30 protein-coding genes are annotated in these 25554 nt (G+C 65.2%); 22 read left to right on the top strand and 8 right to left on the bottom strand.

The features are described from left to right. Window positions 1-23: 23 nt before the first annotated feature. Window positions 24-611, bottom strand: coding sequence for a hypothetical protein (locus tag M1248_RS29045; RefSeq protein WP_317150495.1), 588 nt, complete (start codon window positions 609-611; stop codon window positions 24-26). Continuing rightward, window positions 599-2161, bottom strand: a complete 1563-nt coding sequence (gene miaB, locus M1248_RS29040; protein WP_410506751.1) for a tRNA (N6-isopentenyl adenosine(37)-C2)-methylthiotransferase MiaB — start codon at window positions 2159-2161, stop codon at window positions 599-601. Before miaB ends, M1248_RS29045 begins: the two co-directional genes overlap by 13 nt. Before the next feature lie 149 nt (window positions 2162-2310). Between miaB and M1248_RS29035 the strand changes: the two genes are divergently transcribed. The 4 genes from M1248_RS29035 to M1248_RS29020 are packed head-to-tail and all read left to right on the top strand — an operon-like array spanning window position 2311 to window position 5527. Further along, window positions 2311-3039: an amino acid ABC transporter ATP-binding protein gene (locus M1248_RS29035; RefSeq protein ID WP_163736960.1), complete on the top strand. Its 729-nt coding sequence runs from the start codon at window positions 2311-2313 to the stop codon at window positions 3037-3039. 17 nt (window positions 3040-3056) lie between these two features. Next, entirely contained in the window at window positions 3057-3893 is an 837-nt protein-coding gene (locus M1248_RS29030) for a glutamate ABC transporter substrate-binding protein (protein ID WP_317150494.1), read from the top strand. Between the two features lie 25 nt (window positions 3894-3918). Beyond that, window positions 3919-4593, top strand: coding sequence for an amino acid ABC transporter permease (locus tag M1248_RS29025; protein ID WP_163726591.1), 675 nt, complete (start codon window positions 3919-3921; stop codon window positions 4591-4593). Between the two features lie 31 nt (window positions 4594-4624). Continuing rightward, window positions 4625-5527 (top strand): amino acid ABC transporter permease, encoded by a 903-nt coding sequence (locus M1248_RS29020; RefSeq protein WP_163726588.1) that lies wholly within the window; start codon window positions 4625-4627, stop codon window positions 5525-5527. Here the strand turns inward: M1248_RS29020 and M1248_RS29015 are convergent. The 3 genes from M1248_RS29015 to recA are packed head-to-tail and all read right to left on the bottom strand — an operon-like array spanning window position 5524 to window position 7939. Next, window positions 5524-6348 (bottom strand): LLM class F420-dependent oxidoreductase, encoded by an 825-nt coding sequence (locus M1248_RS29015; RefSeq protein WP_163726585.1) that lies wholly within the window; start codon window positions 6346-6348, stop codon window positions 5524-5526. The genes M1248_RS29020 and M1248_RS29015 overlap by 4 nt on opposite strands. Window positions 6349-6387: 39 nt before the next feature. After that, window positions 6388-6909 carry a recombination regulator RecX gene (recX, locus tag M1248_RS29010; RefSeq protein ID WP_163726583.1) on the bottom strand — a complete coding sequence of 174 codons (522 nt, stop codon included), beginning with the start codon at window positions 6907-6909 and terminating at the stop codon, window positions 6388-6390. Continuing rightward, on the bottom strand, window positions 6878-7939 hold the full coding sequence (gene recA / locus M1248_RS29005; protein WP_163690533.1) for a recombinase RecA: 1062 nt from the start codon (window positions 7937-7939) through the stop codon (window positions 6878-6880). The genes recX and recA overlap by 32 nt, the downstream gene beginning before the upstream one ends. A gap of 245 nt (window positions 7940-8184) precedes the next feature. On the opposite strand from recA, the gene M1248_RS29000 reads away from it, so the two are divergent. The 16 genes from M1248_RS29000 to M1248_RS28930 all read left to right on the top strand — a co-directional run bounded on the left by M1248_RS29000 (window position 8185) and on the right by M1248_RS28930 (window position 22417). Beyond that, entirely contained in the window at window positions 8185-8514 is a 330-nt protein-coding gene (locus tag M1248_RS29000; protein WP_163726580.1) for a hydrogenase maturation nickel metallochaperone HypA, read from the top strand. 2 nt (window positions 8515-8516) lie between these two features. Continuing rightward, complete coding sequence (gene hypB, locus M1248_RS28995; protein ID WP_163726577.1) at window positions 8517-9284, top strand: hydrogenase nickel incorporation protein HypB; 768 nt, start codon at window positions 8517-8519, stop codon at window positions 9282-9284. A 115-nt stretch (window positions 9285-9399) separates the two neighbouring features. Beyond that, window positions 9400-10455 carry a hydrogenase expression protein HypE gene (locus tag M1248_RS28990; RefSeq protein ID WP_163726574.1) on the top strand — a complete coding sequence of 352 codons (1056 nt, stop codon included), beginning with the start codon at window positions 9400-9402 and terminating at the stop codon, window positions 10453-10455. Window positions 10456-10485: 30 nt separating this feature from the next. Then, the gene (locus M1248_RS28985; RefSeq protein ID WP_317150493.1) at window positions 10486-12282 is read left to right on the top strand and encodes a nickel-dependent hydrogenase large subunit; all 1797 of its coding nucleotides are present in this window, start codon (window positions 10486-10488) and stop codon (window positions 12280-12282) included. A gap of 3 nt (window positions 12283-12285) precedes the next feature. Continuing rightward, window positions 12286-13281: a NifU family protein gene (locus M1248_RS28980; RefSeq protein WP_317150492.1), complete on the top strand. Its 996-nt coding sequence runs from the start codon at window positions 12286-12288 to the stop codon at window positions 13279-13281. Beyond that, window positions 13281-13937: a DUF5947 family protein gene (locus M1248_RS28975; RefSeq protein WP_163726566.1), complete on the top strand. Its 657-nt coding sequence runs from the start codon at window positions 13281-13283 to the stop codon at window positions 13935-13937. Before M1248_RS28980 ends, M1248_RS28975 begins: the two co-directional genes overlap by 1 nt. Next, window positions 13934-14614, top strand: coding sequence for a DUF6084 family protein (locus M1248_RS28970; RefSeq protein ID WP_163726563.1), 681 nt, complete (start codon window positions 13934-13936; stop codon window positions 14612-14614). The genes M1248_RS28975 and M1248_RS28970 overlap by 4 nt, the downstream gene beginning before the upstream one ends. Beyond that, a complete protein-coding gene (locus M1248_RS28965; RefSeq protein WP_163726558.1) occupies window positions 14611-16014 on the top strand; it encodes a hypothetical protein in 1404 nt (467 codons plus the stop codon). Before M1248_RS28970 ends, M1248_RS28965 begins: the two co-directional genes overlap by 4 nt. After that, complete coding sequence (locus M1248_RS33465; protein ID WP_410506750.1) at window positions 16011-16133, top strand: DUF6893 family small protein; 123 nt, start codon at window positions 16011-16013, stop codon at window positions 16131-16133. Before M1248_RS28965 ends, M1248_RS33465 begins: the two co-directional genes overlap by 4 nt. Window positions 16134-16152: 19 nt before the next feature. Next, on the top strand, window positions 16153-16644 hold the full coding sequence (locus M1248_RS28960; protein WP_317150491.1) for a hydrogenase maturation protease: 492 nt from the start codon (window positions 16153-16155) through the stop codon (window positions 16642-16644). 4 nt (window positions 16645-16648) lie between these two features. Next, window positions 16649-16927, top strand: a complete 279-nt coding sequence (locus tag M1248_RS28955) for a HypC/HybG/HupF family hydrogenase formation chaperone (RefSeq protein ID WP_317150490.1) — start codon at window positions 16649-16651, stop codon at window positions 16925-16927. Continuing rightward, window positions 16924-19212 carry a carbamoyltransferase HypF gene (gene hypF / locus M1248_RS28950; protein WP_317150489.1) on the top strand — a complete coding sequence of 763 codons (2289 nt, stop codon included), beginning with the start codon at window positions 16924-16926 and terminating at the stop codon, window positions 19210-19212. The genes M1248_RS28955 and hypF overlap by 4 nt, the downstream gene beginning before the upstream one ends. Window positions 19213-19228: 16 nt before the next feature. Next, window positions 19229-19552: a HypC/HybG/HupF family hydrogenase formation chaperone gene (locus M1248_RS28945; RefSeq protein ID WP_163726546.1), complete on the top strand. Its 324-nt coding sequence runs from the start codon at window positions 19229-19231 to the stop codon at window positions 19550-19552. Further along, a complete protein-coding gene (gene hypD, locus M1248_RS28940; protein ID WP_163726543.1) occupies window positions 19549-20649 on the top strand; it encodes a hydrogenase formation protein HypD in 1101 nt (366 codons plus the stop codon). Before M1248_RS28945 ends, hypD begins: the two co-directional genes overlap by 4 nt. Window positions 20650-20680: 31 nt before the next feature. Continuing rightward, window positions 20681-21721, top strand: coding sequence for a hydrogenase expression/formation protein HypE (gene hypE, locus M1248_RS28935; RefSeq protein ID WP_163736957.1), 1041 nt, complete (start codon window positions 20681-20683; stop codon window positions 21719-21721). Beyond that, complete coding sequence (locus tag M1248_RS28930; protein ID WP_163726540.1) at window positions 21722-22417, top strand: DUF6390 family protein; 696 nt, start codon at window positions 21722-21724, stop codon at window positions 22415-22417. It abuts the gene before it with no gap. Window positions 22418-22420: 3 nt separating this feature from the next. Here M1248_RS28930 and M1248_RS28925 read toward each other — a convergent pair whose 3' ends face one another. Continuing rightward, on the bottom strand, window positions 22421-22615 hold the full coding sequence (locus M1248_RS28925; protein ID WP_083127638.1) for a DUF3046 domain-containing protein: 195 nt from the start codon (window positions 22613-22615) through the stop codon (window positions 22421-22423). 10 nt (window positions 22616-22625) lie between these two features. After that, on the bottom strand, window positions 22626-23798 hold the full coding sequence (locus M1248_RS28920; protein WP_163726538.1) for a glycosyltransferase: 1173 nt from the start codon (window positions 23796-23798) through the stop codon (window positions 22626-22628). Between the two features lie 41 nt (window positions 23799-23839). On the opposite strand from M1248_RS28920, the gene M1248_RS28915 reads away from it, so the two are divergent. Together M1248_RS28915 and M1248_RS28910 are read left to right on the top strand one after the other, a co-directional pair. Then, window positions 23840-24280 carry a limonene-1,2-epoxide hydrolase family protein gene (locus tag M1248_RS28915; RefSeq protein ID WP_163726535.1) on the top strand — a complete coding sequence of 147 codons (441 nt, stop codon included), beginning with the start codon at window positions 23840-23842 and terminating at the stop codon, window positions 24278-24280. Between the two features lie 30 nt (window positions 24281-24310). After that, on the top strand, window positions 24311-24727 hold the full coding sequence (locus M1248_RS28910; protein WP_163726532.1) for a DUF5313 domain-containing protein: 417 nt from the start codon (window positions 24311-24313) through the stop codon (window positions 24725-24727). Here M1248_RS28910 and pspM read toward each other — a convergent pair. After that, the gene (pspM, locus tag M1248_RS28905) at window positions 24724-25542 is read right to left on the bottom strand and encodes a phage shock envelope stress response protein PspM (RefSeq protein WP_317150488.1); all 819 of its coding nucleotides are present in this window, start codon (window positions 25540-25542) and stop codon (window positions 24724-24726) included. The genes M1248_RS28910 and pspM overlap by 4 nt on opposite strands. Window positions 25543-25554 lie beyond the last annotated feature (12 nt).

Genomic DNA, 25554 nt, shown 5'->3' with positions numbered 1-25554 from the left:
CCAGATGTGCGCCACTCGGCGGGTCAGTCCTTGGGGTCGTCGTCGAGTCCGTCGAGCAGACCTTTGCGCTGCTGTTCGGCGACATAGCGGCGGCGCTCTTCCTCGGCGGCGAGGTGAACGGCCGTGCGCACCCACACCGCGCGCGCCCAGTGGTACGTCACCACGATGACCGCCAGCCAGGCGACGATCAGCCCGATGCCGGGACCGGGATAGCCGCCGGGGGCGGTCTGGCGGGACCACACCGCCAACAGGCCGACTAGCGACGCCACCGTCGACCCCGCCAGGGCGATCCATGCCAGCGCCCACCGGCGCGTCAGCAGCGCCAGCATGGAGAATCCGACGCCGAACACCAGTGCCAGCCAGATGAACACCCGTGACGGAAGGGTGATCCCTTCGCGGACCGCCACATCGCTGCTGATGAGCACGTCGAGTCCCTTGGCGCCGCCGGTGTGCGGCAGGACGAACGACAGCAGCAGCACGAACACGCCGATGGCAATGACCAACGCCCTTGCGCCGGGGTCGATTTCACGCGCCACCCGGCGCTCGGCCGCCTCGATGTCGCCCTTGAAACTGTCGAACGCGCCGTTGTCTGGCTTGCTCACCGGCTGCACCCGGTCGACATCTGCGGCTCGACCGGGGCGCCGATACCGGGCATCCCCAGCCCGACTCCCGTGCGCGGCCGTACCCCCGCAGCGTGGGCGTCACCCGCGCGGGTACGCCGGTGGCTGCCGATAGCGGAATCGGCGATGAGGTGATGCGGCGCGGCGCCGGTGATCGTCGTCGTGACGACGTCTCCGGGCCGAATCGGCAGACCGCCGGGGTGGAAGTGCACCAGCCGGCCGTCGCGGGCCCGCCCTGACATTCGCGCGGTGGCGGCGTCCTTGCGTCCCTCTCCCGTGGCGACCAGCAGCTCGACGGTGCTCCCGATCAACGCGGTGTTCTCCTCGAGTGAGATCCGCTCCTGAAGTTCGATCAACCGCCGATACCGCTCGGCCACAACATGTTTGGGTATCTGTTCGTCGAGTTCGGCTGCCGGTGTGCCAGGCCTCTTCGAGTATTGGAAGGTAAACGCGCTGGCGAACCGTGCCCGCTCGACGACGTCGAGCGTGGCCTGGAAGTCCTCCTCGGTCTCGCCGGGGAAGCCGACGATGAGGTCGGTGGTGATCGCGGCGTGCGGGATGGCGGCGCGCACCCGGTCGATGATGCCGAGGTAGCGCTCGGCGCGATACGAGCGGCGCATCGCCTTCAATATCCGGTCGGAACCCGACTGCAGCGGCATGTGCAGTGTGGGGCAGACATTCGGTGTCTCGGCCATCGCCTCGATCACGTCGTCGGTGAACTCGGCGGGGTGCGGCGACGTGAACCGCACCCGTTCCAGTCCGTCGATGCGGCCGCAGGCGCGCAGCAGTTTGGCGAACGCTCCCCGATCGCGCGGTTCGTCAGTGTCAGCGAAGGAGACGCCGTACGCGTTGACGTTCTGGCCGAGCAGGGTGATTTCCAGGACTCCCTGGTCGACGATCGAGGTCACTTCGGCGAGCACGTCACCGGGCCTGCGATCGACCTCCTTGCCGCGCAACGCGGGGACGATGCAGAACGTGCAGGTGTTGTTGCAGCCGACGGACACCGACACCCATGCGGCATAGGCGGACTCGCGCGCTGCGGGCAACGCGGACGGGAACTCCTTCAGCGCATCGACGATTTCGACCTGGGCCACCCTGTTATGGCGCGCGCGGTCCAGCAACGCGGGCAGCGATCCGATGTTGTGGGTGCCGAACACGACGTCGACCCACGGCGCCCGCTTCAGCACCGCATCGCGGTCCTTCTGAGCCAGGCAGCCGCCCACGGCGATCTGCATCTCGGGGTCGGCGTTCTTGCGCGGCGCGAGGTGGCTGAGGTTGCCGTACAACTTGTTGTCGGCGTTTTCGCGGACCGCACAGGTGTTGAACACGACGACGTCGGCGTCCGAACCGTCGGCCGCCTTGCGATACCCGGCCGCCTCCAGCAACCCCGCCAGCCGCTCGGAGTCGTGGACGTTCATCTGGCACCCGTAGGTGCGGACCTGATACGTGCGCGCTGACGAGCGTTCACGTGTGGCGGTGAGCGCGGCCGTCTGGCGAACGGCACTGTCGGCCACCGCCTGTTGCGTCACCGTCGAAGTCACGCGCCCCATGGTACGGACTGGTCAGCATGGCGATCTGAGCGGATTGACGAGTTCTGAGCACGCACGGGTTTACCTGGGTAAGGTCTGCACCCATGGAAGCCAGCGGGCCGGAGGTGAAAGAGGTCGATCCGGGTCCGAGCGGCGTGCCGATGGTCTCGATGGAGGCCGTCAACAAGCACTTCGGCAGCCTCCATGTGCTCAAGGACATCAACCTCACCGTGGACCGCGGACAGGTGATCGTCGTGCTGGGACCGTCGGGCTCTGGAAAGTCGACGTTGTGTCGCACGATCAACCGGCTCGAGACCATCGACTCCGGAACCATCGCGATCGACGGCGAGGTGCTGCCCGCCGAGGGCAAGAAGCTGGCGCAGCTCCGTTCCGACGTAGGCATGGTATTCCAGTCCTTCAACCTGTTCGCGCACAAGACAATCCTCGATAACGTCACGCTGGCGCCGATGAAGGTGCGCAGGGCGTCCAAGGCGAAGGCCCGCGAGGCCGCAATGGCGCTCCTGGAGCGCGTGGGAGTGGCCAATCAGGCCGACAAGTACCCGGCGCAGCTGTCGGGCGGTCAACAGCAGCGGGTCGCGATCGCGCGGTCGCTGGCGATGAACCCGAAGGTCATGCTGTTCGACGAGCCGACCAGCGCACTGGATCCCGAAATGATCAACGAAGTCCTCAACGTCATGACCACCCTGGCCAAAGACGGGATGACGATGATCGTCGTGACCCACGAGATGGGTTTCGCACGGGGCGCGGCCAACCGCGTCGTGTTCATGGCCGACGGGGCGATCGTCGAAGCCGCCGAGCCGATGGAGTTCTTCACCAACCCGAAGTCCGACCGCGCCAAAGACTTTCTCGGCAAGATCCTCAAGCACTGACTCGAAAGGAACGACGAATGCCATCCATTTCGAAGCGAATCCTGGGGGCGATCGCGCTCGCCGTCACCATCCCCCTATCTCTGAGCGCCTGCGGCGGTGGCGATTCCGGCGGCAGCGCCGCATCGGGTGACAAGGAGAAGATCGCCATCGGGATCAAGTTCGATCAGCCGGGTCTGGGTCTGAAGAACCCGGACGGCACCTACAGCGGATTCGACGTCGACGTAGCGACGTTCGTCGCCGAGCAGCTGGGATACACACCCGACAAGATCGAGTGGAAGGAAGCAGTCTCCGCCCAGCGCGAGAACCTCATCGACAACAACCAGGTCGACTACATCGTCGCCACCTACTCGATCACCGACGAGCGTAAGAAGCGCGTCGACTTCGCGGGTCCCTACCTCGTCACCGGGCAGAGCCTGCTGGTGCAGGCGAACAACACCGACATCACCAGCAAGGATTCGCTGGCCGGCAAGATCCTCTGCTCCGTGAAGGGCTCGACCCCGGCGCAGAAGATCAAGGACGAGTTCCCCACGGTGCAGCTGCAGGAATACCCGAACTACTCGGCGTGCGTTGAGGCGCTCAAGACGGGCAAGGTTGCGGCAGTGACCACCGACGAGGTCATCCTCGCCGGTTACGCCGCGCAATCCCCCGGTGCGTTCAAGCTGGTAGGCGGCACGTTCTCCGAGGAGAACTACGGCATCGGCCTCAAGAAGGGCGACACCGAACTGCTGAACAAGATCAACGACGCGCTGAAGAAGATGGAGGCCGACGGCGCCTGGGCGGCCGCGTTCGAAAAGAACCTCGGCCCAGCCGGTGTCGCGACGCCGGCGCCGCCCGCTATCGCCGCCACCAACTGACCGGCGGTCTGCCAGCGGAGCGAGTATGGAGGTCTTCAGAGCCGACGCGTTCTTGAACGCGTTCTGGGTCACCATCCAGTTGACGATGTTCTCGGCGCTGTGGGCGCTGGTCATCGGCACGGCGCTGGCGGCGATGCGGTTGTCGCCGGTGCCGGTGCTGCGCTGGCTCGGCACCACTTATGTCAACATCGTGCGCAACACGCCGTTGACGCTGATCATCCTGTTCACCTCGCTGGGGCTCTACACATCGCTCGGTCTGGATTTGGCCGATCCAAATTCGCCAACATTCCTGGTGGACAACAACTTCCGGCTGGCGGTGCTCGGCTTGTCCGTGTACACGGCATCGTTCGTGTGCGAGACGCTGCGGTCGGGGATCAACACGATCCCGTTGGGACAGGCCGAGGCTGCCCGGTCACTGGGCTTCACGTTCAGTCAGAACCTGAGGGTGGTCCTGCTGCCCCAGGCCTTTCGGGCGACGATCATTCCGTTGGGTTCAGTGCTCATCGCGCTGACCAAGAACACGACGATCGCCTCGGTGATCGGCGTCGCGGAAGCGTCGCTGCTGATGTCGGAGTGGGTGGAGAATTCGTCGGCACTGCTACTCATCGGCAGCCTGTTCGCCGCCGGCTTCGTGGTGCTGACCCTGCCGATGGGTCTGTTGTTCGGATGGCTGGGTAAGCGATTGGCGGTTGCGCGATGATGAGCGCTCGCGCGGAGAAAAGAGGGCATCGGTGACGGGATCGTCCGTCCTCTTCGACGCGCCCGGTCCGCGCGCGAGAGTCCGCAATCACATCGCGACCGCCTTCACCGTGCTCGTCGTCATCCTCGTGCTCGTCTTCGTCGGTCTTGAACTGTGGGCCAAAGACCAACTGGAGTGGGCGAAGTGGGAACCTTTCATCACGCCCAACGTCTGGGAGAACTACATCCTTCCGGGTATCGAGGGCACCTTGAAGGCCGCCGGGCTGTCGATCGTTCTGGCGGGAATCCTCGGCGTCGCACTCGGGGTCGGACGTCTGTCCCCGCACAGGTGGATCAGTTCGCCATGCGCGGTGTTTGTCGAGTTCTTCCGGGCAGTGCCCGTGCTGATCATGATGATCTTCGCGTACTTCTTCTACTCGAGGTACGACGTTTTCGCCTCTGAATACTCGACCTTGGCCGGTGTCGTGACCGGCTTGACGCTGTACAACGGTGCCGTCATCGCGGAGATCGTCAGAGCGGGTGTCAACGCACTGCCCCGCGGACAGTCGGAGGCCGCGTCGTCACTCGGTATGCGGTGGGGTCAAACCATGCGGTCGATCCTGCTGCCACAAGCGATTACGTCGATGCTGCCGGTGCTGATATCGCAGTTGGTCGTTGTCCTCAAGGACACCGCGTTGGGTGTGGCCATCACGTATCCCGAACTGGTGTCGCAGGGCACGAACATCGGCGCGGCATTCACGAATCTCTTGCCGGCCCTCGTCGTCATCGCAGTACTGATGATCGTCGTCAACTTCGCGCTGTCATCGTTCGCGACATGGCTCGAGGCAAGGCTGCGCCGGTCACGCCGCGGCACGACGCCGCTGGACCCGGAAACGATCGAGCAGGAGGGTGCGCCCGGCGCGACGGTGAAGGTGGCAGAACCCGGCGCCGGCTAGATCAATTCCGCGCAACGCTCCAGCTGTGCCGACGACGGCGGTTGGTAAAACGAAAGCACCGCGTGGTCGCAGCCGCGGCCGGCCAGCTCGGGGAGACGGGCCAGCTGCTCCTCGAGGTGGCCGCCCTTGGCGGGTAGGACGAACAGTTGAATCGAGCGACGGATCTCGGCGGGATCGCGGCCGACCTCGGCGCACGCCTCGTCGAGCAGGGTACTGGTCTTCGCCCACATCTCGACGTCACCGTGGCTGGGGACGTTCCACTCGTCTGCGTGACGGGCGATGACGCGCAACATCTTCGGCTTCTCCCCGCCGATGACGATCGGCGGGTGCGGCCGCTGCAGCGGTTTCGGATTGGCCAGCGCGTCGGTCAGCTGATAATGGCGGCCCTCGAAGGTGACCGAGTCCTCGGTCCACAGTCGTCGAACGATGGTCAATGCCTCGTCGAGCTTCTCCACACGCACGCCCGCACTCGGAAACTCGATCCCGTATCCGCGGTGTTCTTCTTCATGCCAGCCCGCGCCGAGGCCGAAATCCAGTCTGCCGCCGCTGATGTGGTCAACCGTCACCGCCATCTTCGCCAGGATGGCCGGGTTGCGATAGGTCACACCGGAGACCATGCAGCCGATGCGGGCCCGCGACACCACGCCGGCCATAGCGGCCAGCGACGTCCACCCCTCGTACGTGGGATCCGATAGATCCGACAGCCCGTAGAAGTGGTCGTAGTTGGCGACCGAGTGGAAACCCAGCTCGTCGGCCTGCGACCAAAACTCCCGGAGCACGGGATAGTCGAACGTCGGGGCGATCTTCGCCGATAACAGCATGAGCGCAACGTACCCGGCGGGGCACGCCGCCTTCGACGTCTACACCCGCCGTCGCTCCCGCTCGCTGGCCAACTCGACACTGACCACGTCGAACGCCATCGTCTGGGGGTAACCACGGCGGGCCAGCATCCCGACCAGCCGGCGTGTCAGCTTGGTGTCGTCATCGTCGCCGAACCTTTCGCGACGCAGCTTGTCACGGACCAACTGCTCGGCGCGCTGACGTTCCGCACCCGCGTCGATGTCGGCCAGCGCAGCGGTGATCACCTCGTTGTCCACACCCTTGTTGCGTAACTCGGCAGCCAAGGCGCGCTTGCCTTTTCCGGCGTTCACGCGTCGCGAGCGGACCCACTGCTCGGCGAAGTCCACGTCATCGACCAATCCGACTTGGGACAGCCGGTCAAGCACCGTGGCGCTGACGTCGTCGGGGTAGCCCCGCTTGGTCAGTTGCGCCTCTAACTCGGCGCGCGTGCGTGCCCTCGCGGTGAGCAGGCGCAGACACAGTGCGCGCGCCTGCTCCTCGCGAGAAGCCTCAGAAGTCGACTGGGGCGGGCAGGACGTCATCGATCGAGCCGTCGGACAAGTCAGCGGTCACGTCGGCGCCGATACCGAGCTTCTCCTTGATCTTCTTCTCGATCTCGTTGGCGACATCGGGGTTCTCCAGCAGGAAGTTGCGCGCGTTTTCCTTGCCCTGGCCGAGTTGCTCACCCTCGTAGGTGAACCAGGAACCGGACTTGCGGACAAAGCCATGCTCGACACCCATGTCGATGAGCGAGCCCTCCTTGGAGATGCCCTTGCCGTAGAGGATGTCGAACTCGGCCTGCTTGAACGGCGGCGACACCTTGTTCTTGACGACCTTCACCCGGGTGCGGTTGCCGACCGCGTCGGTGCCGTCCTTGAGGGTCTCGATCCGCCTGACGTCCAACCGGACCGAAGCGTAGAACTTCAACGCCTTTCCGCCCGTTGTCGTTTCGGGCGAACCGAACATCACGCCGATCTTTTCTCGGAGCTGGTTGATGAAGATCGCGGTGGTGCCCGAGTTGCTCAGGGCGCCGGTGATCTTGCGCAGTGCCTGGCTCATCAGCCGGGCCTGTAGGCCGACGTGGCTGTCCCCCATCTCGCCTTCGATTTCGGCCCGCGGCACCAGCGCCGCCACCGAGTCGATGACCAGGATGTCCAGCGCGCCGGAGCGGATCAGCATGTCGGCGATCTCCAGCGCCTGCTCGCCGGTGTCCGGCTGAGAGACCAGCAGTGAATCGGTGTCCACGCCCAGCTTCTTGGCGTAGTCGGGATCCAGCGCGTGCTCGGCGTCGATGAACGCCGCGATGCCGCCTGCAGCCTGCGCGTTGGCGACCGCGTGCAACGCGACGGTGGTCTTACCCGAGGATTCCGGGCCGTAGATCTCGATGACCCGCCCGCGCGGCAGCCCGCCGATGCCGAGCGCCACATCCAGGGCGATCGAGCCGGTGGGGATGACGGAAATCGGCTGGCGGACCTCCTCGCCGAGCCGCATCACCGAGCCTTTGCCGTGGTTCTTCTCAATCTGTGCGAGCGCCAGTTCGAGGGCTTTCTCGCGGTCAGGGGCCTGCGCCATGGGGTTGATCTCCATCCTCGTCCGTGATCGGTTTTCGATCGGTTGGCCGTGACGCTAGGGGTCGGTACCGACAAGTCGGCGTGACCAGCATCCCGCGCTGTCACCACAGTAGACGAACACCTGTTCGATTCAAGCTGACACGCCGAGTGCTGATCAGTTGTGCCGAATCGAGGATTCTGCATCTTCCTCGCCGGAAGACGCACGCGCGCCTATGGTGGGGTCATCCCGGCCGAAACGGGGCAATCTTGCACGAAATGGCGATAACCCAGAGCGTCGTCGAGGCAGTGTGTGAGCACGCTGCGGGCCGTCGAGTGCACAGCGTCAAACTCGAAGTCGGTGCGCTGTGCGCCGTCGTCCCCGACGCGATGATGTTCTGTTTCGAACTCGCCACGGAGGGCACCGCCGCCGAAGGCGCCAGCCTCGAGGTCGAATTGCGTTCAGGCGAGGCACGATGCCGTACCTGCGACACCGATTTCGCACTGAACGACTTGATCTTGTTGTGTCCCTGCGGAAGTGCCGATGTCGACGTGGTCGCCGGCCGCGAACTGAAGATCCTGTCGATGGAAGTGAGTTGAGCATGTGTGCAACCTGCGGGTGCGGCGAGGACGGAGCAACAGTCACGCTGTCCGGCCACGATCACAGCCACTCCCATGACCACCCCCACGACCACCCGCACACTGAGACCATCTCGCTGGAGCAGAAGGTGCTCGCGAAGAACGACATGCTGGCCGAACACAACCGACAGTGGCTGGCCGACCGCGAAATCCTGGCGTTCAACATGACCAGTTCACCGGGCGCCGGGAAGACCACCCTGCTCGAGCGCACCATCCGCCACCTGGGCTCGCAGCATCAGGTTTCGGTGATCGAAGGTGATCAGGAGACGCTGCTCGACGCCGATCGGATCACCGCCGCCGGGGCACGCGCGGTGCAGGTCAACACAGGTGCGGGTTGCCACCTGGACGCCGAGATGATCGACCGTGCGCTTCATGTCCTCGAACCCGAGAGCGGTTCGTTGCTGTTCATCGAGAACGTCGGAAACCTGGTCTGCCCGGCGCTCTTCGACCTCGGCGAGCACAGCAAGGTCGTCGTCATCTCGGTGACCGAGGGAACAGACAAGCCGCTGAAGTATCCCCACATGTTCGCCGCGGCGGGACTTGTCCTCATCAACAAGATCGACCTGCTGCCGTACGTCGAATTCGATCTCGATCTTTGTGCGCAGCATGCGCGTTCGGTCAATCCGAACGTCGAGATCCTACCCGTCTCGGCTACCAAAGGAGACGGAATGGACGCCTGGTTCGAGTGGATTGACGCGCGCGCAAATGAACTGCATATGACCGTCGCTTGATGTGATTGACAACACACTTTCGCGGGAGTAGACCGAGAACTAGCGACGCGCAAGTGGGCCGAAGGGCGACTCCTGCGCCGCAGGGACCCCAGCCCGGTCCCGGAAAGCCGTAAGCATGCTAAGTGAAGCTGCCAAAAAAGCGGAAGACACATTGATCCATGTTCTGTGGATCAACGCCGGCCTCAGTTGTGACGGCGATTCCGTGGCATTGACAGGCGCCACCCAACCCAGCATCGAGGAGATCGCGCTCGGAGCACTTCCCGGTTTACCCCAAATCGCAGTGCACTGGCCGTTGATCGACTTCGAGTGCGGCCCGACGGGTGGCGCGGACGACTTCCTCGAATGGTTCTTCAAGGCCGACCGCGGCGAGTTGGAACCGTTCGTCCTGGTCGTCGAGGGGTCCATTCCCAACGAGGACCTCCATCAGGAGGGATATTGGTGTGGGTTCGGCAATGACCCGGCGACCAATCAGCCGATCACCACCAGCGAGTGGCTCGACCGGTTGGCGCCCAAGGCGACCGCGATCGTGGCCGTCGGCACGTGCGCGACGTACGGCGGCATCCACGCGATGGCAGGCAATCCGACCGGCGCGATGGGCGTACCGGACTACCTCGGCTGGGACTGGAAGAGCAAGGCGGGCATTCCCATCGTGTGCGTGCCGGGCTGCCCGATCCAAGGCGACAACCTCTCCGAGACGTTGACCTACCTGCTGTACATGGCCACCGGACAGGCGCCGATGATCCCGCTCGACGACGCGTTGCGGCCCCAATGGCTGTTCGGCAACACGGTGCACGAGGGGTGCGACCGCGCTGGGTACTATGAACAGGGCGATTTCGCCACCGAGTACGGCTCGCCGAAATGCATTGTGAAACTTGGCTGTTGGGGGCCGGTCGTCAAATGCAATGTCCCCAAGCGCGGCTGGATCAACGGCGTCGGCGGCTGCCCGAACGTCGGCGGCATATGCATCGGATGCACGATGCCGGGCTTCCCTGACAAGTTCATGCCCTTCATGGACGAGCCTCCTGGCGGAAAGCTCTCGACCGCCGCGTCCGGCCTGTACGGCTCGGTCATTCGCAATCTGCGCCACGTCACCGGAAAGACCGTCGACAAAGAACCGAAGTGGCGGCACCGGGGCAAGGAACTGACCACAGGAGCGAAGCGCACCTGGTAGGTGCGCAACGCAGGCGAAAGGCAAAACTCAATGACAACCACAGTTCCGGGCCCCCAGCACACCAAGAAGGACCCGAGCACGCTTGTCGACATGTCGTGGGATCCGATCACCCGCATCGTCGGCAGCCTCGGCATCTACACCAAGATCGACTTCGAGAATCGCGAGGTCGCCGAGTGTCACAGCACGTCCTCGATCTTCCGCGGCTACTCGATCTTCATGAAAGGCAAGGATCCCCGCGACGCGCACTTCATCACGAGCCGCATCTGCGGCATCTGCGGCGACAACCACGCCACCTGTTCGTGTTACACGCAGAACATGGCGTACGGCGTCAAACCGCCCAACCTCGGCGAGTGGATCGTCAACCTCGGCGAAGCCGCGGAATACATGTTCGACCACAACATCTTCCAAGAGAACCTCGTAGGCGTCGACTACTGCGAGAAGATGGTCTCCGAAACCAACCCCGGCGTGTTGGCCAAGGCCGAGAACACGTTGGCGCCGAACTCCGACGCGCACGGCTACCGCACGATCGCCGACATCATGCGGGCGCTGAACCCGTTCACGGGCGAGTTCTACAGGGAGGCCCTCGTCGTCAGCCGCTGGACGCGAGAGATGTTCTGCCTCATGGAGGGCAAGCACGTCCATCCCTCCACGCTGTATCCCGGTGGAGTGGGCACTGTGGCCACCATTCAGCTGATGACCGACTACATGACCCGGCTGATGCGCTACGTCGAGTTCATGAAGAAGGTCGTGCCGATGCACGACGATCTGTTCGACTTCTTCTACGAGGCGCTTCCCGGCTACGAGCAGGTCGGCTTGCGTCGCACCCTGCTCGGATGCTGGGGTTCGTTCCAGGATCCGGAGGTCTGCAACTTCGCCTACAAGGACATGGAGCGCTGGGGTAACGCGATGTTCGTCACTCCGGGTGTCGTGGTCGACGGAAAGCTGGTCACCCACTCGCTGGTGGACATCAATCTCGGCATCCGAATCCTCTTGGGCAGTTCGTATTACGACGACTGGACCGATCAGGAGATGTTCGTCCGCAACGACCCGCTGGGAAATCCCGTCGATCGCCGGCACCCGTGGAACCAGCACACCAACCCACGGCCCCAGAAGCGCGACATGGAAGACAAGTACAGCTGGGTGATGTCGCCGCGCTGGTTCGACGGCAAGGATCATCTCGCGCTCGACACCGGTGGCGGTCCGCTCGCCCGGTTGTGGAGTACAGCGCTGGCCGGGCTCGTCGACATCGGTTACGTGAAGGCGACCGGCGGCAGCGTGCAGATCAATCTGCCCAAAACGGCGCTCAAGGGCCCGGTTTCGCTGGAGTGGAAAATCCCGCAACACGGGAGCAACACCCTGGAACGCAACCGGGCGCGGACGTACTTCCAAGCCTACGCGGCGGCGTGCGCGCTGCACTTCGCCGAGCAGGCGCTGATCGAGATCAGGGCGGGCCGGACGAAGACGTGGGAGAAGTTCACGGTGCCGGACGAGGCCATCGGCTGCGGCTTCACCGAGGCGGTGCGTGGTGTCCTCAGCCACCACATGGTGATTCGGGACGGCAAGATCGCGAACTACCATCCCTATCCCCCGACGCCGTGGAACGCCAACCCTCGCGACAGCTACGGCACCCCTGGACCGTATGAAGACGCCGTTCAGGGGCAGCCGATCTTCGAAGAGAACGATCGGGAGAACTTCAAGGGCATCGACATCATGCGTACGGTGCGCAGCTTCGATCCGTGTCTGCCGTGCGGGGTGCACATGTATCTCGGTGAGGGCAAGACGCTCGAAAAGCTGCATTCACCGACCCAGTCCGTTACTGGGGAGTGATATATGGCCTCGACTGGACAACAGAGCCCGGAGGCACTCGACGACGAAACGCGATGGCGTTCAGCAGGTGATCGGATTCAGACCCTGCTGGACGCCAGTGCGGGCAGCGGAACGGTCGTGCGGGAGCGGACCGAACAACTCGCCGCCGAACTGACGGACCTCTACGGGGCCGCGCTCGAGCGGATCGTCGCCATGACTTCCGAATCGACACCGGAGCTGGTCGAACGGTTCGCCGCCGACGAACTCGTCGCCAGCCTCATGCTCGTGCACGGGCTGCACCCCCACGGCGTCGAGCGCAGGATCGAGGATGCCCTGGACAGTGTTCGACCGTATCTGGGCTCGCACGGTGGCGACGTCACGCTGCTCGGTGTGGTCGACGGCCAAGACGGGCCCGTAGTTCGCCTGCAGTTCGCGGGCAGCTGCAAGAGCTGCCCGTCATCGGCGGTCACCCTCGAGTTCGCCGTCGAGGACGCCGTGCGTGCCGCCGCGCCCGAGATCGCCTCGATCGAAGTCGTGGCTGCGGCGGAGAGCACGTCGGGCGTGATCTCGGTGGATTCGTTGATGAGCCGCGTCCACACCAAGGACACGGTGGACAGCGCAGGCGCCGCCTGGCACCCACTTCCCGAGATCGCGGATCTCGAGCCCGGCGAGGTCGGCGGCTTTCTGGTCGCCGGCGTGCCGATCCTGGCCTGCCGAATCGGTGACGACCTGTTCGCGTACCACGACCGGTGCGGTCGGTGTGAGGACTCGATGGCCGGGGCTGTGCTGCACCGTCCGATGGGCGCACCCATCGGCCAGGCGGTCCTCCGCTGTCCGCGCTGTCACGCACATTTCGATGTGGTGCACGCAGGTGCGGGGTTGGATGACACCGCGCGCGGTGCGCGCAATCGGGCCAACGCCGAAGCGTCCGCTCGAACGCACCTCGATCCGATTCCCCTGCTCCCTCGCGATGGCGTCCTGTCGATCGCGGTGCTCGCCGAGGCGACCGGAGTGACGTGATGGCAGATGCGAGCGCTTTCGACGTACTGACGCGCATCCGGGCCAACAAGCCTTCGGTGCAGCCGGCCGGTGAACGATGCGAGATGTGCGCCGAACCGATCGCCGACGAGCACCAGCACGTCGTCAATGTCTCAGCGCGCCAACTGATGTGCACGTGCCGCGGCTGCTATCTGTTGTTCACCGACCCACACGCCAAACTCCGGTACCGGGCGGTGCCCGATCGATATCTCAGCTTCGCCGATTTCTCGCTGGACCGTCGCGCGTGGGAAGCGCTCCAGATACCCGTCGGCTTGGCGTTCTTCTTCCACAACTCCGACTTGGACAAGACCGTGGCGTTCTACCCGGGCCCGGCCGGTGCCACCGAGTCGGAACTGGACCTCGACGCCTGGAGCGAGATCAGCGGCGCCGACGGTCGACTGGACATGCTTGCCGACGATGTCGAAGCGCTACTGGTGCGGGTGCCCGATCGAGACCACGTGGATCCGGAACTCAACGCCCCCGCCGAGTGCTACCTGGTCCCCATCGACGCATGCTATGAGTTCGTCGGCAGACTGCGAATGTTGTGGCGGGGCTTCGACGGCGGCCACGAGGTCCGAGAGTTCGTCGACGAGTTCTTCGAACGGGTCAAGGCCCGGAGCAAGGTGGCGTCCCCGTGAGCAGTTTGACGTTCACCGTCGTGGACGTGGTCGCAGAACAGTTCTCGGTCACGCCACGACTGACCGCGCGCGTCGGTATCACGGCCGGCGGGCCCGACTCAGATACCGAGCCGATTCAGGCGATCGCCTTGCGATGCCAGATCCGCATCGAACCGCTGCGCAGGCCCTACTCCGACGAAGAGGCCGCTGGCCTGCTCGACCTGTTCGGGCCGCGCGAGCGATGGGTCAACACTCAACGCACGTTCCTCTGGCAACACAGCACCGCGATGGTTCAAGGCTTCACCGGTGTCACCGAGGTGTCCCTGCCACTGGAGTGCACCTACGATTTCGAGGTTGCGGCGTCGAAATACCTGCATGCATTGCGCGACGGTGCCATTCCCCTGCTCTTCCTGTTCAGCGGAACGGTGTTCGTCCCAGGCGAACGTGGCTTCTCGGTTCGTCAGGTGTCCTGGGAATGCGAAGCCCAATACGAGATGCCGGTCGCGGTGTGGAACGACCTCGTTCGGATCCACTACCCCAACGCGGGGTGGGTGCGACTCGGGCACGACACCGTATCCGCACTGGCCGCGTACAAGTCAGCCCGCGGGATGCTCGACTTCGAGGACGCCGTCACCACCCTGCTTGCCGAAGCCCCGCAGCTGACCCCACCGACCCCTGCGCCCGAGGAGGTCCGGTGAAACCCACCTGGGATCGCGCGCGTGCCATCGCCGATGCGGTGCTCTATGAGGGGTATCTGCTCTACCCCTACCGGGCGACGTCGTCCAAGAACCAATCCCGCTGGCAGTTCGGGGTGGTCGGACCACCGGGCGCGTCGGAGGCGGGCATCGGCGAGGACGACAGCATGTCGGCGCAGTTCCTTATCGACGGTGTCAGCGAATTGACGCTTGTCGTGCGTTTCCTGCAGCTGCAGCACCGCCGCGCCGAACGCGATATCGGCGGCGGAACATTCGAACCGGTCGACGAACTGACCAGTGGCTCGCAGACCTGGGTCACGTGGGACGAGGCGGTGGAGCGCGAACTGTCGTTCGGGCCGTTCGACCTCACCGGCCTCGTGCGGCCGCGCACCCTGGCCATCGAGGTCGGCGAGGGCAGTGAGGCCGAGAATGTGGACGGCGGTCGACTGGTCCGCACCAGATCCGCCATCCGGGCCGATCTGACCGTCGCCGTCGAGAGCGAGGCCACCGACCTCTACCGGGTCAGCGTGACGGTGCACAATACCGGCGCGGCCGTCGGAGACAAGGCCTTGGACAAGGAACAAGCCATCGCCACATCAATGATCGGTACTCACATCATCGCCGAAGTGGTTGGCGGAGAGTTCATCTCACTGCTCGAACCGCCGGACTCCGCGGCGGACGCGGTTTCGCGCCTGGTCCAGCACCGCTGCTTTCCGGTGCTCGCCGGACGGCCCGGGGAACGTGACCTGCTGCTGATTTCGCCGATCATTCTCTACGACCACCCGGAGATCGCCGAACAGAGCGAGGGCGCGCTGTACGACTCGACCGAGATCGACGAAATCCTCACCCTTCGCGTGATGACGATGACCGATGAGGAGAAGGCGCAAGCACGTGCCACCGATCCACTGGCCGCGGCGATCATCGACAGGTGCGATTCGATGTCGCCGGAGGCACTGCAGCAGTTGCACGGCATCCTGCGCAACCCGCACGCGCAGGAGCCCGGGCTCCCTCCGGGACTCGATGCACTGGATGAGCAGATGAGGTCGGCCGGGCTGATCCCCGAGATTCCAGAAGGTGTCGATTGGTGGGATCCGGTAGCCGACAACGCTGTCCGCCCCGACGTCGATGCGGTACTGGTGAACGGCGTGCGCGTGTCCGCGGGCAGCAGAGTCCGCCTGCGGCCGTGTCGCCGCGCCGATGCGCAGGACATCTTCTTCGCGGGCAAGAGCGCCCGCGTCACTTCCGTCCATGAGGACGTCGACGGCCAGCAGTACGTCGGTGTCATCGTGGAGGACGATCCAGACGTCGAGATGCCCGACTCGTACGGCCGATACCTGTACTTCACGCCGGACGAGGTCGAACCGATCGACGCAAGAGTAGTCAGTCCAGATAGGAGTTCATGATGGATGTAATTGGTTGGTTGGCAACCGGTGTCGTGGCCGTCGTCATTGTCGGCGGGGTGGTGGTCGGACTCCGCTCCATCCCAGACGTGCGACGGTATATGAAGATACGCAACATGTAGTTGGGAGTTCGTCAACCAGATGACAGCCCGCATCCTGGTCGCCGGAATCGGCAACATCTTCCTCGGAGACGACGGCTTCGGCCCCGAGGTGATGCGTCATGTCGTCGGTCGGGGCCTAGGCGCCGATGTACACCCGGTGGACTATGGAATCAGGGGTATGCACCTCGCCTATGATCTCCTCGAGGAGTGGCACGCGCTCGTCCTCGTCGATGCACTGCCCAATCGCGGAACACCCGGGACACTCCACATATTCGAGGCTGATCACGAAACCCTCTCTGCCACAGCCGGTCTCGAAGCGCACAGCATGGACCCGGCGGCCGTCTTCGCCACACTCAGTGCGCTGGGCGGGACTGCACCCAAGACGATCGTCATCGGCTGCGAAGTCGAGAACATCGATGAGGGCATGAGTTTGTCGGAGGCGGTCGCCGCGGCGGTGCCGACTGCGGTCGCGGCCATCAACGAAGTGCTGGCCGACCTTGGCGTCCGCTCACCGGCACGTGCGGAGGGCTGAGGCGATGTGTCTCGGGATCCCAGGACAGGTGGTCCGAATGCTGGAGGGCTACGGTGATCAGCTGGCCTTGGTCAATGTCGCGGGCGAGAACCGCAAAGTGAACATCGGCATGCTGCCCGAGGAGACATTCGACGCGGGCGACTGGGTGATCATCCACATGGGATTCGTCGTCGAGAAAACCGACAAGGCAGGTGCTGATGCCGCGATGGCCGGCCTGGAGATGATGGGCAGGGGCGCTGAACCAGGGGAATTTCCCGGCCAGATAGACAGGGCGTCCCCATGACCGGCCGACGCAGGCTCCGTGTCTGCGTACACGGCGTCGTTCAAGGAGTCGGGTTCCGGCCGTTCGTCTACGCGTGCGCGGCCGCGTTCGGCCTGTCCGGATCCGTACGCAATGACAGTTCCGGTGCCGTGATCGAAGTAGAGGGTGGCGCCGACCAGATCGACGACTTCCTCACCCGACTACGTGACCGACCGCCGCCGCTGGCCGTGATCGAGTCGATCGAGACCGCCGATATCGCGGTTGTCGGCGGCACCGGCTTCACGATCGCGGATACGACCCGGTCCGCCGCGGGCCGCACGCTGGCCTCCCCCGACGTCGCGATGTGCGCCGAGTGCGCCGCCGAGCAGACTGATCCGACCAACAGGCGTTACCGGCACGCATTCGTCAACTGCACCAACTGCGGCCCCCGCTTCACCATCATCGCGTCGCTACCCTACGACCGCGCGTCCACGACCATGGCGCCCTTCATGATGTGCGCCGACTGTGCGGCCGAATACCACGATCCAGCTGATCGGCGATTCCACGCCCAACCCGTGTGCTGTCCGAAATGCGGGCCCGCGCTGCGCTACCGGGCCCGCGACGGCCGGTCTGCCGAATCCGAAGGCGCGCTGCGGCAGGCGCGGCGCCTGTTGAACGACGGCGGCATCCTTGCCGTCAAGGGACTCGGCGGATACCACCTCGCCTGCGATGCCGCCAACGAGCGTGCGGTGGCAGAGCTGCGCACGCGAAAGCGGCGGGGGGACAAACCGTTCGCCGTGATGGTCGCCGACATGGCGACCGCACGTACCATCGTCGAGATCGACGACGGATCGGCGCGGCTGCTGTCCGGTGCGCACCGGCCGATCGTGCTGATGCCGCGCCGGGAGGATGCCGCGGTCGCCGACGCCGTGGCCCCGCACAATCCGGACCTTGGCGTCATGCTCGCCTACACACCACTGCATGCGCTGCTGTTCGGCCTCCCCGGTGACGAACCGAGCCCCGCCACACTCGTGATGACATCGGGCAACCTTGGCGGAGAGCCGATCTGCTACACAGACGGCGATGCGCTGGAACGACTTTCGCAGTTGGCCGATGCATGGCTGATGCACGACCGGGAGATCCTGGTTCCGTGCGACGACTCCGTCGTACGGGTCGTCGACCAAGTCGAATTGCCGATCAGACGCTCCCGCGGATACGCACCGCTGCCCGTCGCGCTGCCGGTTGCGCTGCCGCCCACCCTCGCGGTCGGCGCCGACCTCAAGAACACACTGGCAGTGGCAGACGGGAAGTACGCGTGGCTCAGCCAGCACATCGGCGACATGGACGACCTGTCGACGTTGGCGGCCTTCGACTCGGCACGAGGCCACCTGCAGGCACTCACCGGTATCGAACCGGAAGTGCTTGTCGCCGACGCCCATCCGCTGTACCGGTCAACCGCATGGGCGCACCGAAACGCTGCGGGACGGCCCGTCCGGACGGTTCAGCACCACCACGCTCATATCGCCTCGGTCATGGCCGAACACGGCCTGGACGGGTCGCAGCCGGTACTCGGATTCGCCTTCGACGGAACCGGCTACGGGCCCGACAATGCCGTGTGGGGCGGCGAACTGCTGCTCGCCGATTACAAGGGATACCGGCGGCTTTCACACCTGCGGTATGCGCCGTTGCCCGGCGGAGACGTGAGCGTCCTGCGGCCGTATCGGATGGCGCTGGCGCACCTGTGGGCGGCGGGAATGGCCTGGGATGAGGACCTCGCGCCCGTGCGGGCATGCCCCACAGACGAGCTGCGCGTACTGGCACACCAGCTCGAGACCGGCCTGGGTTGCGCACCGACGTCCAGCATGGGGCGGCTCTTCGACACCGTCGCGTCGTTGGTCGACGTGCGCCAGGTGGTCGCCTACGAGGCACAGGCGGCCATCGAGCTGGAGGGGATGTCGCGCGACGCAGCCCGCGGCACAGCCACGTATGAGTTCGCCATCGACCTCGCTCAAGCGCCGACGGTGATCGATCCGACACCGGTGATTACCGCCGTCGTCGCCGACATCCGCTCCGGAGTGGCCGCAGGGGTGGTCGGCGCGCAGTTCCACCGCGCAGTGGCGGATCTGATCGTTCACCTGGCCACCGTTGCGGTGCCAGACACGCCGACCGTCGCGCTGTCGGGTGGAGTCTTTCAGAACGCACTGCTGCTACGCCTGGCCGTGTGCGGTCTGCAGACCAAAGGATTCAACGTGATCACTCACCGTTCGGTGCCACCGAACGACGGCGGGATCGCATTGGGCCAACTGATGGTGGGGAATGCCTCATGAGGAAGGGAGGCCGCTGATGTGCTTGGCGGTACCGGGAAGAATTGTCAGCATCGACGACCATGACGGCACCTTGATGTCGGTCGTCGACTTCGGCGGAATCAAGAAGGACGTCTGCCTGGAATACATCCCCGATGCGGAAGTCGGCCAATACGTGGTCGTCCATGTCGGTTTCGCGCTGCAGCGCCTCGACGAGGAATCAGCGATGCGAACACTCGCCGAATTCGAGCACCTCGGGGTGCTCAGGGAGGAGTTCAGTGATGGTTTCGAACTGGCTGCCCAACAGGCCGGCGTCGACAATCCCAACTCACCACCCAACGGAAACTCTGGAGTGAAACCATGAAGTACCTGGATGAGTTCAGCGACCCCCAGCTCGCCCGCCGCCTCGTCGACGAGATCAAGGCTGCCACCAGTCAGCGGTGGTCGATCATGGAAGTATGTGGCGGACAGACACATTCGATCATCCGGCACGGCATCGACCAACTGCTGCCGGACACCATCGAGATGATCCACGGCCCCGGGTGCCCGGTCTGCGTGACTCCGTTGGAGATCATCGACAAGGCGCTGGAGATCGCGTCACGTCCCGATGTGATCTTCTGTTCGTTCGGCGACATGCTGCGCGTGCCCGGCAGCGAAAAGGACCTGTTCCAGGTCAAAAGCCGCGGAGGAGACGTGCGGGTGGTCTACTCACCGCTGGACGCGCTGAAGATCGCGAAGGATAACCCCGCGAAACAGGTGGTGTTCTTCGGAATCGGCTTCGAGACCACGGCGCCGGCCAACGCGATGACGGTCTACCAAGCCAAGCGGCTTGGCATCGAGAACTTCTCACTGCTGGTATCCCACGTTCTCGTGCCCCCGGCGATCTCGGCGATCATGGAATCCCCGACCTGCCGGGTGCAGGCGTTCCTGGCGGCCGGTCATGTCTGCACAGTGATGGGGACAGAGGAGTATCCGCCGCTGTGCGACAAGTACAACATTCCGATCGTTGTCACAGGATTCGAGCCGCTGGACATCCTCGAGGGAATTCGCCGCACAGTGCTACAGCTGGAATCGGGTCGCCACGAGCTGGAGAACGCCTACCCGCGTGCCGTTCAATCCGACGGGAATTCCGCGGCCAAAGCCATGCTCCTCGACGTCTTCGAAGTGACCGACAGGGCATGGCGCGGCATCGGCACGATCCCCAGCAGCGGTTGGCGGCTCTCGTATGCGTACCGCGACTACGATGCGGAGCACCGTTTCTCTGTGACCGACATCCGCACCGAGGAATCGCCGGTATGCCGGTCAGGCGAAGTGCTCCAGGGCCTGATCAAGCCGCACGAGTGCGAGGCATTCGGCACACTGTGTACCCCGCGTAATCCCCTCGGGGCCACGATGGTCTCGTCGGAGGGGGCGTGCGCCGCCTACTACCTGTACCGGCGGCTGGAGGTGGCGAGTGCCTGATACGCCTGCGGATACCGGCGCCAAGATCGACATGGAATCGTGGGTTTGTCCCGCCCCCCTGCGGAACTCGCCCAACATCGTGATGGGACACGGCGGCGGCGGGGCGATGTCGGCCGAACTCATCGAGCACCTGTTCCTGCCGGCATTCGGCCCCGCGGCCGATGCGGCAATGGGCGATTCCGCGGTGCTGGAGGTCGGCAATGTGCGGCTGGCGTTCTCGACGGACTCCTTCGTCGTCAAACCGCTGGCCTTCCCGGGCGGCACGATCGGTGATCTGGCGGTGAACGGCACTGTCAACGATCTGGCGATGGCCGGGGCACGGCCGATGGTGCTCTCCACGGCGTTCATTCTGGAAGAGGGCACTTCCCTGGATGAGCTTGCACAGGTCGCCCAGGCGGTGGGAACTGCGGCGATGGCGGCAGGCGTCAAGTTGGTCACCGGTGATACCAAGGTGGTCGATGCCGGCCACGGGGACGGCGTCTACATCAACACGGCGGGCATCGGTCTGATCGACGAGCGCGCGGACATCCGGCCGCAGCGCGCCGCGGAGGGTGACGTCGTGATAGTCAGCGGCGACATCGGAGTACACGGTGTCGCGGTGATGAGCTGTCGAGAAGGGTTGGAGTTCGGCACCACCGTCGCGAGCGACACCGCCCCACTGCACGGGTTGGTCGCGGCGATGATCGACACCGGAGCCGACATCCACGTGCTGCGCGACCCGACCAGAGGTGGCGTCGCGGCGACGCTGAATGAGATCGCCAAGACGGCCCACGTGGGAATCTCCCTGGACGAGCGGGCATTCCCGATTCCGGCCGAGGTGCGCGACGCCTGCGGTCTGCTGGGTCTCGACCCGCTCTACGTGGCCAACGAAGGCAAGCTGCTCGCGTTCGTTCCACCGGCGGACGCCGATCGAGTACTCGCCGCCATGCAAACACATCCGCTCGGCGTCCATGCCACGGTGATCGGACGCTGTGTCGCCGAGCACCCCGGGATGGTGTCCGCCAAGACAGCACTGGGCGGCACCCGCGTCGTCGACCTGCCCATCGGCGAACAACTACCGCGGATCTGCTGAATGAGCGGGCACGAGACCTTCGCCTGCTACGCCTTCCCGCCGAACGAACTGGGCTACTGCGGACCCGCCGATGTTGCTCATACCGAGTTGGCCTCACATGCGCGCGAATTCGACGGCGCGTGGCCGTATCTGCAGGCCATTGCCGATGCAGCGGGGATCGCCGATCCGCTCGATGACGACGTCGTGCGCAGCTATTGGATCGGCGGACCCTTACTGGACAAGGTCGACCCCGCCGAGTTGTTGTCACGCCTGCGTAGCGCCTTCGCCGGCCAAGTCACCGGACTGCTGAACGATCTACCTGAGCACTCAGAAATATTGGCGCACCACAGTTTTCACGTATTGGTGGTCTACCCCTGGATCCGTTTCCTTGATCGCGATCCCACGACGCCGGTGCGGGTCATGCAGGATTGCCGAATTCGCTGGGGCATCGTCGACTCCGTCGCCGGCGAGGCGGCCGAGATAGTCTGTCGGCCCTTGTCGTTCGATACCGGCGAGCTGGCGCTGGCAGATCCGCGCGTCGAATCGGTGCGCTGGAGCAAGAACGGCGAATCCTTGGGCCCGGCGCCGGCTCCCGGAGACACGGTGTCGGCGCACTGGGACTGGGTGTGCGGGTCGCTGAGCGACGCTGACGCCGACGCACTGGCCGTCGCGACACAGGTGACACTCGACCTGGTCAACGCCGCCAGACGGGCCTGAGGGTCACCACTGGTCGCGCGGGACGTCGAAATCCGCGCACAGCGCGCGCCAGACATCGCGCGGGTCGACGCCATCCTCGATGGCCTGCGCGGGGGTGCGCCCGCCGAGACCAGTCAAAACGTGGTCAACGAGCAACGACGCGCCGCGTACCGAACCGAATTGTCCCTCGACGAGTTCGTTGAATTCCGTCAACCGCACGTCGCCCAACCTACGCGGTCGGCCCGACCGCTTCGTGGCACACCCGTACCGGATCGTCGACGTCGGCCAGGGTCGCGCCGGCGTCTCGCGCGGCCGCCCGATACGCCGGCGACGACAGCACCTCACGCACCGCGGCCGCCAATCCCTCGGCTGTCAATGGGCGAACCAGCACCCCACTACCTTGGCGCACAACGCGATTGGCGATCTCCCATTGATCGCCACCGCCGGGCACCGCCACGAGCGGTACGCCCGCGAGCAGTGACTTGGACACGATGCCGTGCCCGCCACCGCAGATCACCACGTCGGCGCTCGACAGCAGTACGTCCTGGCGGCCCAGCCCGACCGCGGCCCACGGCGGCACCGGCGCATCGGGGCCGCCCAGCCGCGACACCACGACCCGGGACCCCTCCGGCAGCGCCTCGCCGGGGATCAGGGTGTCCAGGGCAAGTTCGGCCAGGCCGCGGGCACCGGTCGTCGCCGTCGACGGTGCGACGACCACCACCGGGCCGGAGCCGGGCGGAATCGGCAGTTCCGACGACGTGGGCTCGAAGTGCAGGGGCCCGACGATCACCGCCTCGGACGGCCAGTCGGGGCGCGGCACCTCCAGGGCGGGCAGCGTGGCAATCAGCCGTCGCCGTGGACCCGGGTCGACTGCAGGCAAACCGATTTCGGCCCGCGCCGCCTGCCGCTGCCGCAGTCCCTCGCGCCATGAACGGGCGGACATCGCCCGTAACACCGTGTCACGGACCTTGCCGCGGATGCCGACGCCGGGCGCCAGCCCGCTGCCGATCGGCGGAAGACCCTTCGAGGGTCGATACAGCGGCTGGGGGTTCAGTTCGACCCAGGGCAGGCCCAGGAGGTCGGCGGCGAACGCGCCGGCGACGGTGATGACATCGGACACCACCAGGTCCGGTGCCAACTTTGTCAGCTGCGGTCCGTTGAGCACCGCCATCCGAGCCGCCCGCTGGTTGATCTTGGCGCCCGCGTCGGCGTCATCGTCGGTTTCGGTCGCGTCCAGACCCACGAGTTCCACCGCGTCGACGCCTGCCGCTGCAGCCACGGCCAGCCGCTGCGTGCCGCTCAACAGTGTCGGCGAATCCCCGTTGGCCAGGAAGCGAAGGCACAGCGCAATGGCCGGAAAGGCGTGCCCGGGATCGGGTCCGGCAACGACCGCGACGCGCATTGGGCCTACCATGCCACAGCGCTGCCCCATAGTCTGAGGACATGACCGACCAGGCATCCGGAGTAAGACCCGACCTCGACAACGTCCGTATCGTCGAGACGTTCCTCTACGCACTTCAGGACGAGGACTTCGACACCGTCGACCGCTCGCTGGCGGACACCATCGAATGGCAGAACGTCGGATTTCCGACGATCAGGGGCCGCGAACGCATCGTCGGCATGATGAGACGAGGCGAGGGCCGCATGGGCTTCGAGGTGAAGATCCACCGGATCGCCGCCGAGGGCAATGCGGTGCTGACCGAGCGCACCGACGCGTTGGTGTTCGGACCGCTGCGCATCCAGTTCTGGGTGTGCGGGGTCTTCGAGGTGCATGCGGGGCGGATCACCCTGTGGCGAGACTATTTCGACACGCTGGACTTCCTGAAGGGAACCGTCCGGGGAGTCGCCGCAACGGTGTTCCCGTCTCTGCGTGCGACCATGTAGCCTGCCGCATTGCTATCATTCGGGCTCGATATGAGCACCGAATCCGCGCGTACACGGCCGAACTTCGTCGAATACATTGGCTACTGCTACGGCAGAGCGCTGCCGGCGTCCATGCACGACTGGGTGCGCAACGACCTGGCGGGCAAGGGCGCCACGGTCCGCATGATGGTTCGCGTATTCATTCCCGCGTTCGTCATCCTGATCCCGTTCTGGTTCATCCCGACGACATTGGACGTGCATCTGTCGATGACGCTGCCGATCCTGATCCCATTCGTGTTCTTCTCACACGCGCTCAACAAGGTCTGGCGACGACACATGCTGCGAAAGCACGGTCTGGACCCGAACCTCGTCGACGCACTCTCCCGCCAGAAGAACGCCCACGTCCACGAGGCGTATATCGAGCGCTACGGGCCGCGCTCAGGACCGGCGAGCTCGCACGACGTCTAAGCCCGGCGCAGGTGGCCGAGTTCGTCGAAGGCCTGTGCCCATCCGAGCAGCCGATCGGTCGCATTCGACAGCTCGTTGCGGTAGCGCTGTTGGGTCATCGGTGAGCTCGACATCGACCCGGTGTTGGCCGCTGACACCAATTGCGCTGCCGCGGTTACCATTTCGTCGTACTGACGGCTACCCTGCTGCAGCTGAGCGGTGAAGGCCTGAATCGTCGGCGCCAAATGCGCGCGCGACTGCGGCGCGGAACTCATTGTGCGCTCCATCGACACCACCTCGTTCGCGGTCGCGGTCATCGTGGCGGCGGTCTGGTTGGCCGCGACCGTCAGCTCACGAAGCTCGTCGGCGGGCAGCAGTCGACCGCGCTCCATCACCCCGAGAAGCGAGAACAGACCGCGCTCTGAGGCCGCCAGCGCGGCCATCGGCTGACGGGCGGCCGAACCCCACGCCAGCAGCCGTCGAGCGGTACGGGAACGCTGCGGCGGCAACGGTTCACCGCGCAGCCAGCGGTAGCGGAGGAAGGACAGCGTCGCCAGGAATGCGGCGCCGACAGCGATGGGAGCCGGGATGAACAGTGCCCAGAACGGGGTCTCCCACGCCGACAGCAGTCCGGTGACACCGATCCAGAACAGCGACGACACCGTGAAGAACACGCCGAGCCGCAGGGCCCAGCGTCGCTTGCGCAACAGTTTGGCGCGCGGATCCGCTGCGGCGTTGAGCTTTTCGGCCAGCACATCGGACCACTCCGCGGCGGTGTCCACACCGCGTTGCACCACCGAGCGCCAAGCCTCCGGTCTACTGGCTCGCGAATTCACACCTGTTCCTCA

The organism is Mycobacterium sp. 29Ha (assembly GCF_032883055.1).
Lineage (GTDB): Bacteria > Actinomycetota > Actinomycetes > Mycobacteriales > Mycobacteriaceae > Mycobacterium > Mycobacterium gallinarum.
Note: the sequence above shows the minus strand (reverse complement) of the source record. Positions and strands in the feature narration are given on the sequence as shown.

Excerpts from the sequence above, each read along its gene's own strand:
- M1248_RS29035 (WP_163736960.1), top strand. The coding sequence starts at position 2,311 with ATGGTCTCGATGGAGGCCGTCAACAAGCACTTCGGCAGCCTCCATGTG.
- M1248_RS29030 (WP_317150494.1), top strand. The coding sequence starts at position 3,057 with ATGCCATCCATTTCGAAGCGAATCCTGGGGGCGATCGCGCTCGCCGTC.
- M1248_RS29025 (WP_163726591.1), top strand. The coding sequence starts at position 3,919 with ATGGAGGTCTTCAGAGCCGACGCGTTCTTGAACGCGTTCTGGGTCACC.
- M1248_RS29015 (WP_163726585.1), bottom strand. The coding sequence starts at position 6,348 with ATGCTGTTATCGGCGAAGATCGCCCCGACGTTCGACTATCCCGTGCTC.
- recX (WP_163726583.1), bottom strand. The coding sequence starts at position 6,909 with ATGACGTCCTGCCCGCCCCAGTCGACTTCTGAGGCTTCTCGCGAGGAG.
- recA (WP_163690533.1), bottom strand. The coding sequence starts at position 7,939 with ATGGCGCAGGCCCCTGACCGCGAGAAAGCCCTCGAACTGGCGCTCGCA.
- hypB (WP_163726577.1), top strand. The coding sequence starts at position 8,517 with ATGTGTGCAACCTGCGGGTGCGGCGAGGACGGAGCAACAGTCACGCTG.
- M1248_RS28990 (WP_163726574.1), top strand. The coding sequence starts at position 9,400 with ATGCTAAGTGAAGCTGCCAAAAAAGCGGAAGACACATTGATCCATGTT.
- M1248_RS28985 (WP_317150493.1), top strand. The coding sequence starts at position 10,486 with ATGACAACCACAGTTCCGGGCCCCCAGCACACCAAGAAGGACCCGAGC.
- M1248_RS28980 (WP_317150492.1), top strand. The coding sequence starts at position 12,286 with ATGGCCTCGACTGGACAACAGAGCCCGGAGGCACTCGACGACGAAACG.
- M1248_RS28975 (WP_163726566.1), top strand. The coding sequence starts at position 13,281 with ATGGCAGATGCGAGCGCTTTCGACGTACTGACGCGCATCCGGGCCAAC.
- M1248_RS33465 (WP_410506750.1), top strand. The coding sequence starts at position 16,011 with ATGATGGATGTAATTGGTTGGTTGGCAACCGGTGTCGTGGCCGTCGTC.
- M1248_RS28960 (WP_317150491.1), top strand. The coding sequence starts at position 16,153 with ATGACAGCCCGCATCCTGGTCGCCGGAATCGGCAACATCTTCCTCGGA.
- M1248_RS28955 (WP_317150490.1), top strand. The coding sequence starts at position 16,649 with ATGTGTCTCGGGATCCCAGGACAGGTGGTCCGAATGCTGGAGGGCTAC.
- hypF (WP_317150489.1), top strand. The coding sequence starts at position 16,924 with ATGACCGGCCGACGCAGGCTCCGTGTCTGCGTACACGGCGTCGTTCAA.
- M1248_RS28945 (WP_163726546.1), top strand. The coding sequence starts at position 19,229 with ATGTGCTTGGCGGTACCGGGAAGAATTGTCAGCATCGACGACCATGAC.
- hypD (WP_163726543.1), top strand. The coding sequence starts at position 19,549 with ATGAAGTACCTGGATGAGTTCAGCGACCCCCAGCTCGCCCGCCGCCTC.
- hypE (WP_163736957.1), top strand. The coding sequence starts at position 20,681 with ATGGAATCGTGGGTTTGTCCCGCCCCCCTGCGGAACTCGCCCAACATC.
- M1248_RS28930 (WP_163726540.1), top strand. The coding sequence starts at position 21,722 with ATGAGCGGGCACGAGACCTTCGCCTGCTACGCCTTCCCGCCGAACGAA.
- M1248_RS28920 (WP_163726538.1), bottom strand. The coding sequence starts at position 23,798 with ATGCGCGTCGCGGTCGTTGCCGGACCCGATCCCGGGCACGCCTTTCCG.
- M1248_RS28915 (WP_163726535.1), top strand. The coding sequence starts at position 23,840 with ATGACCGACCAGGCATCCGGAGTAAGACCCGACCTCGACAACGTCCGT.
- M1248_RS28910 (WP_163726532.1), top strand. The coding sequence starts at position 24,311 with ATGAGCACCGAATCCGCGCGTACACGGCCGAACTTCGTCGAATACATT.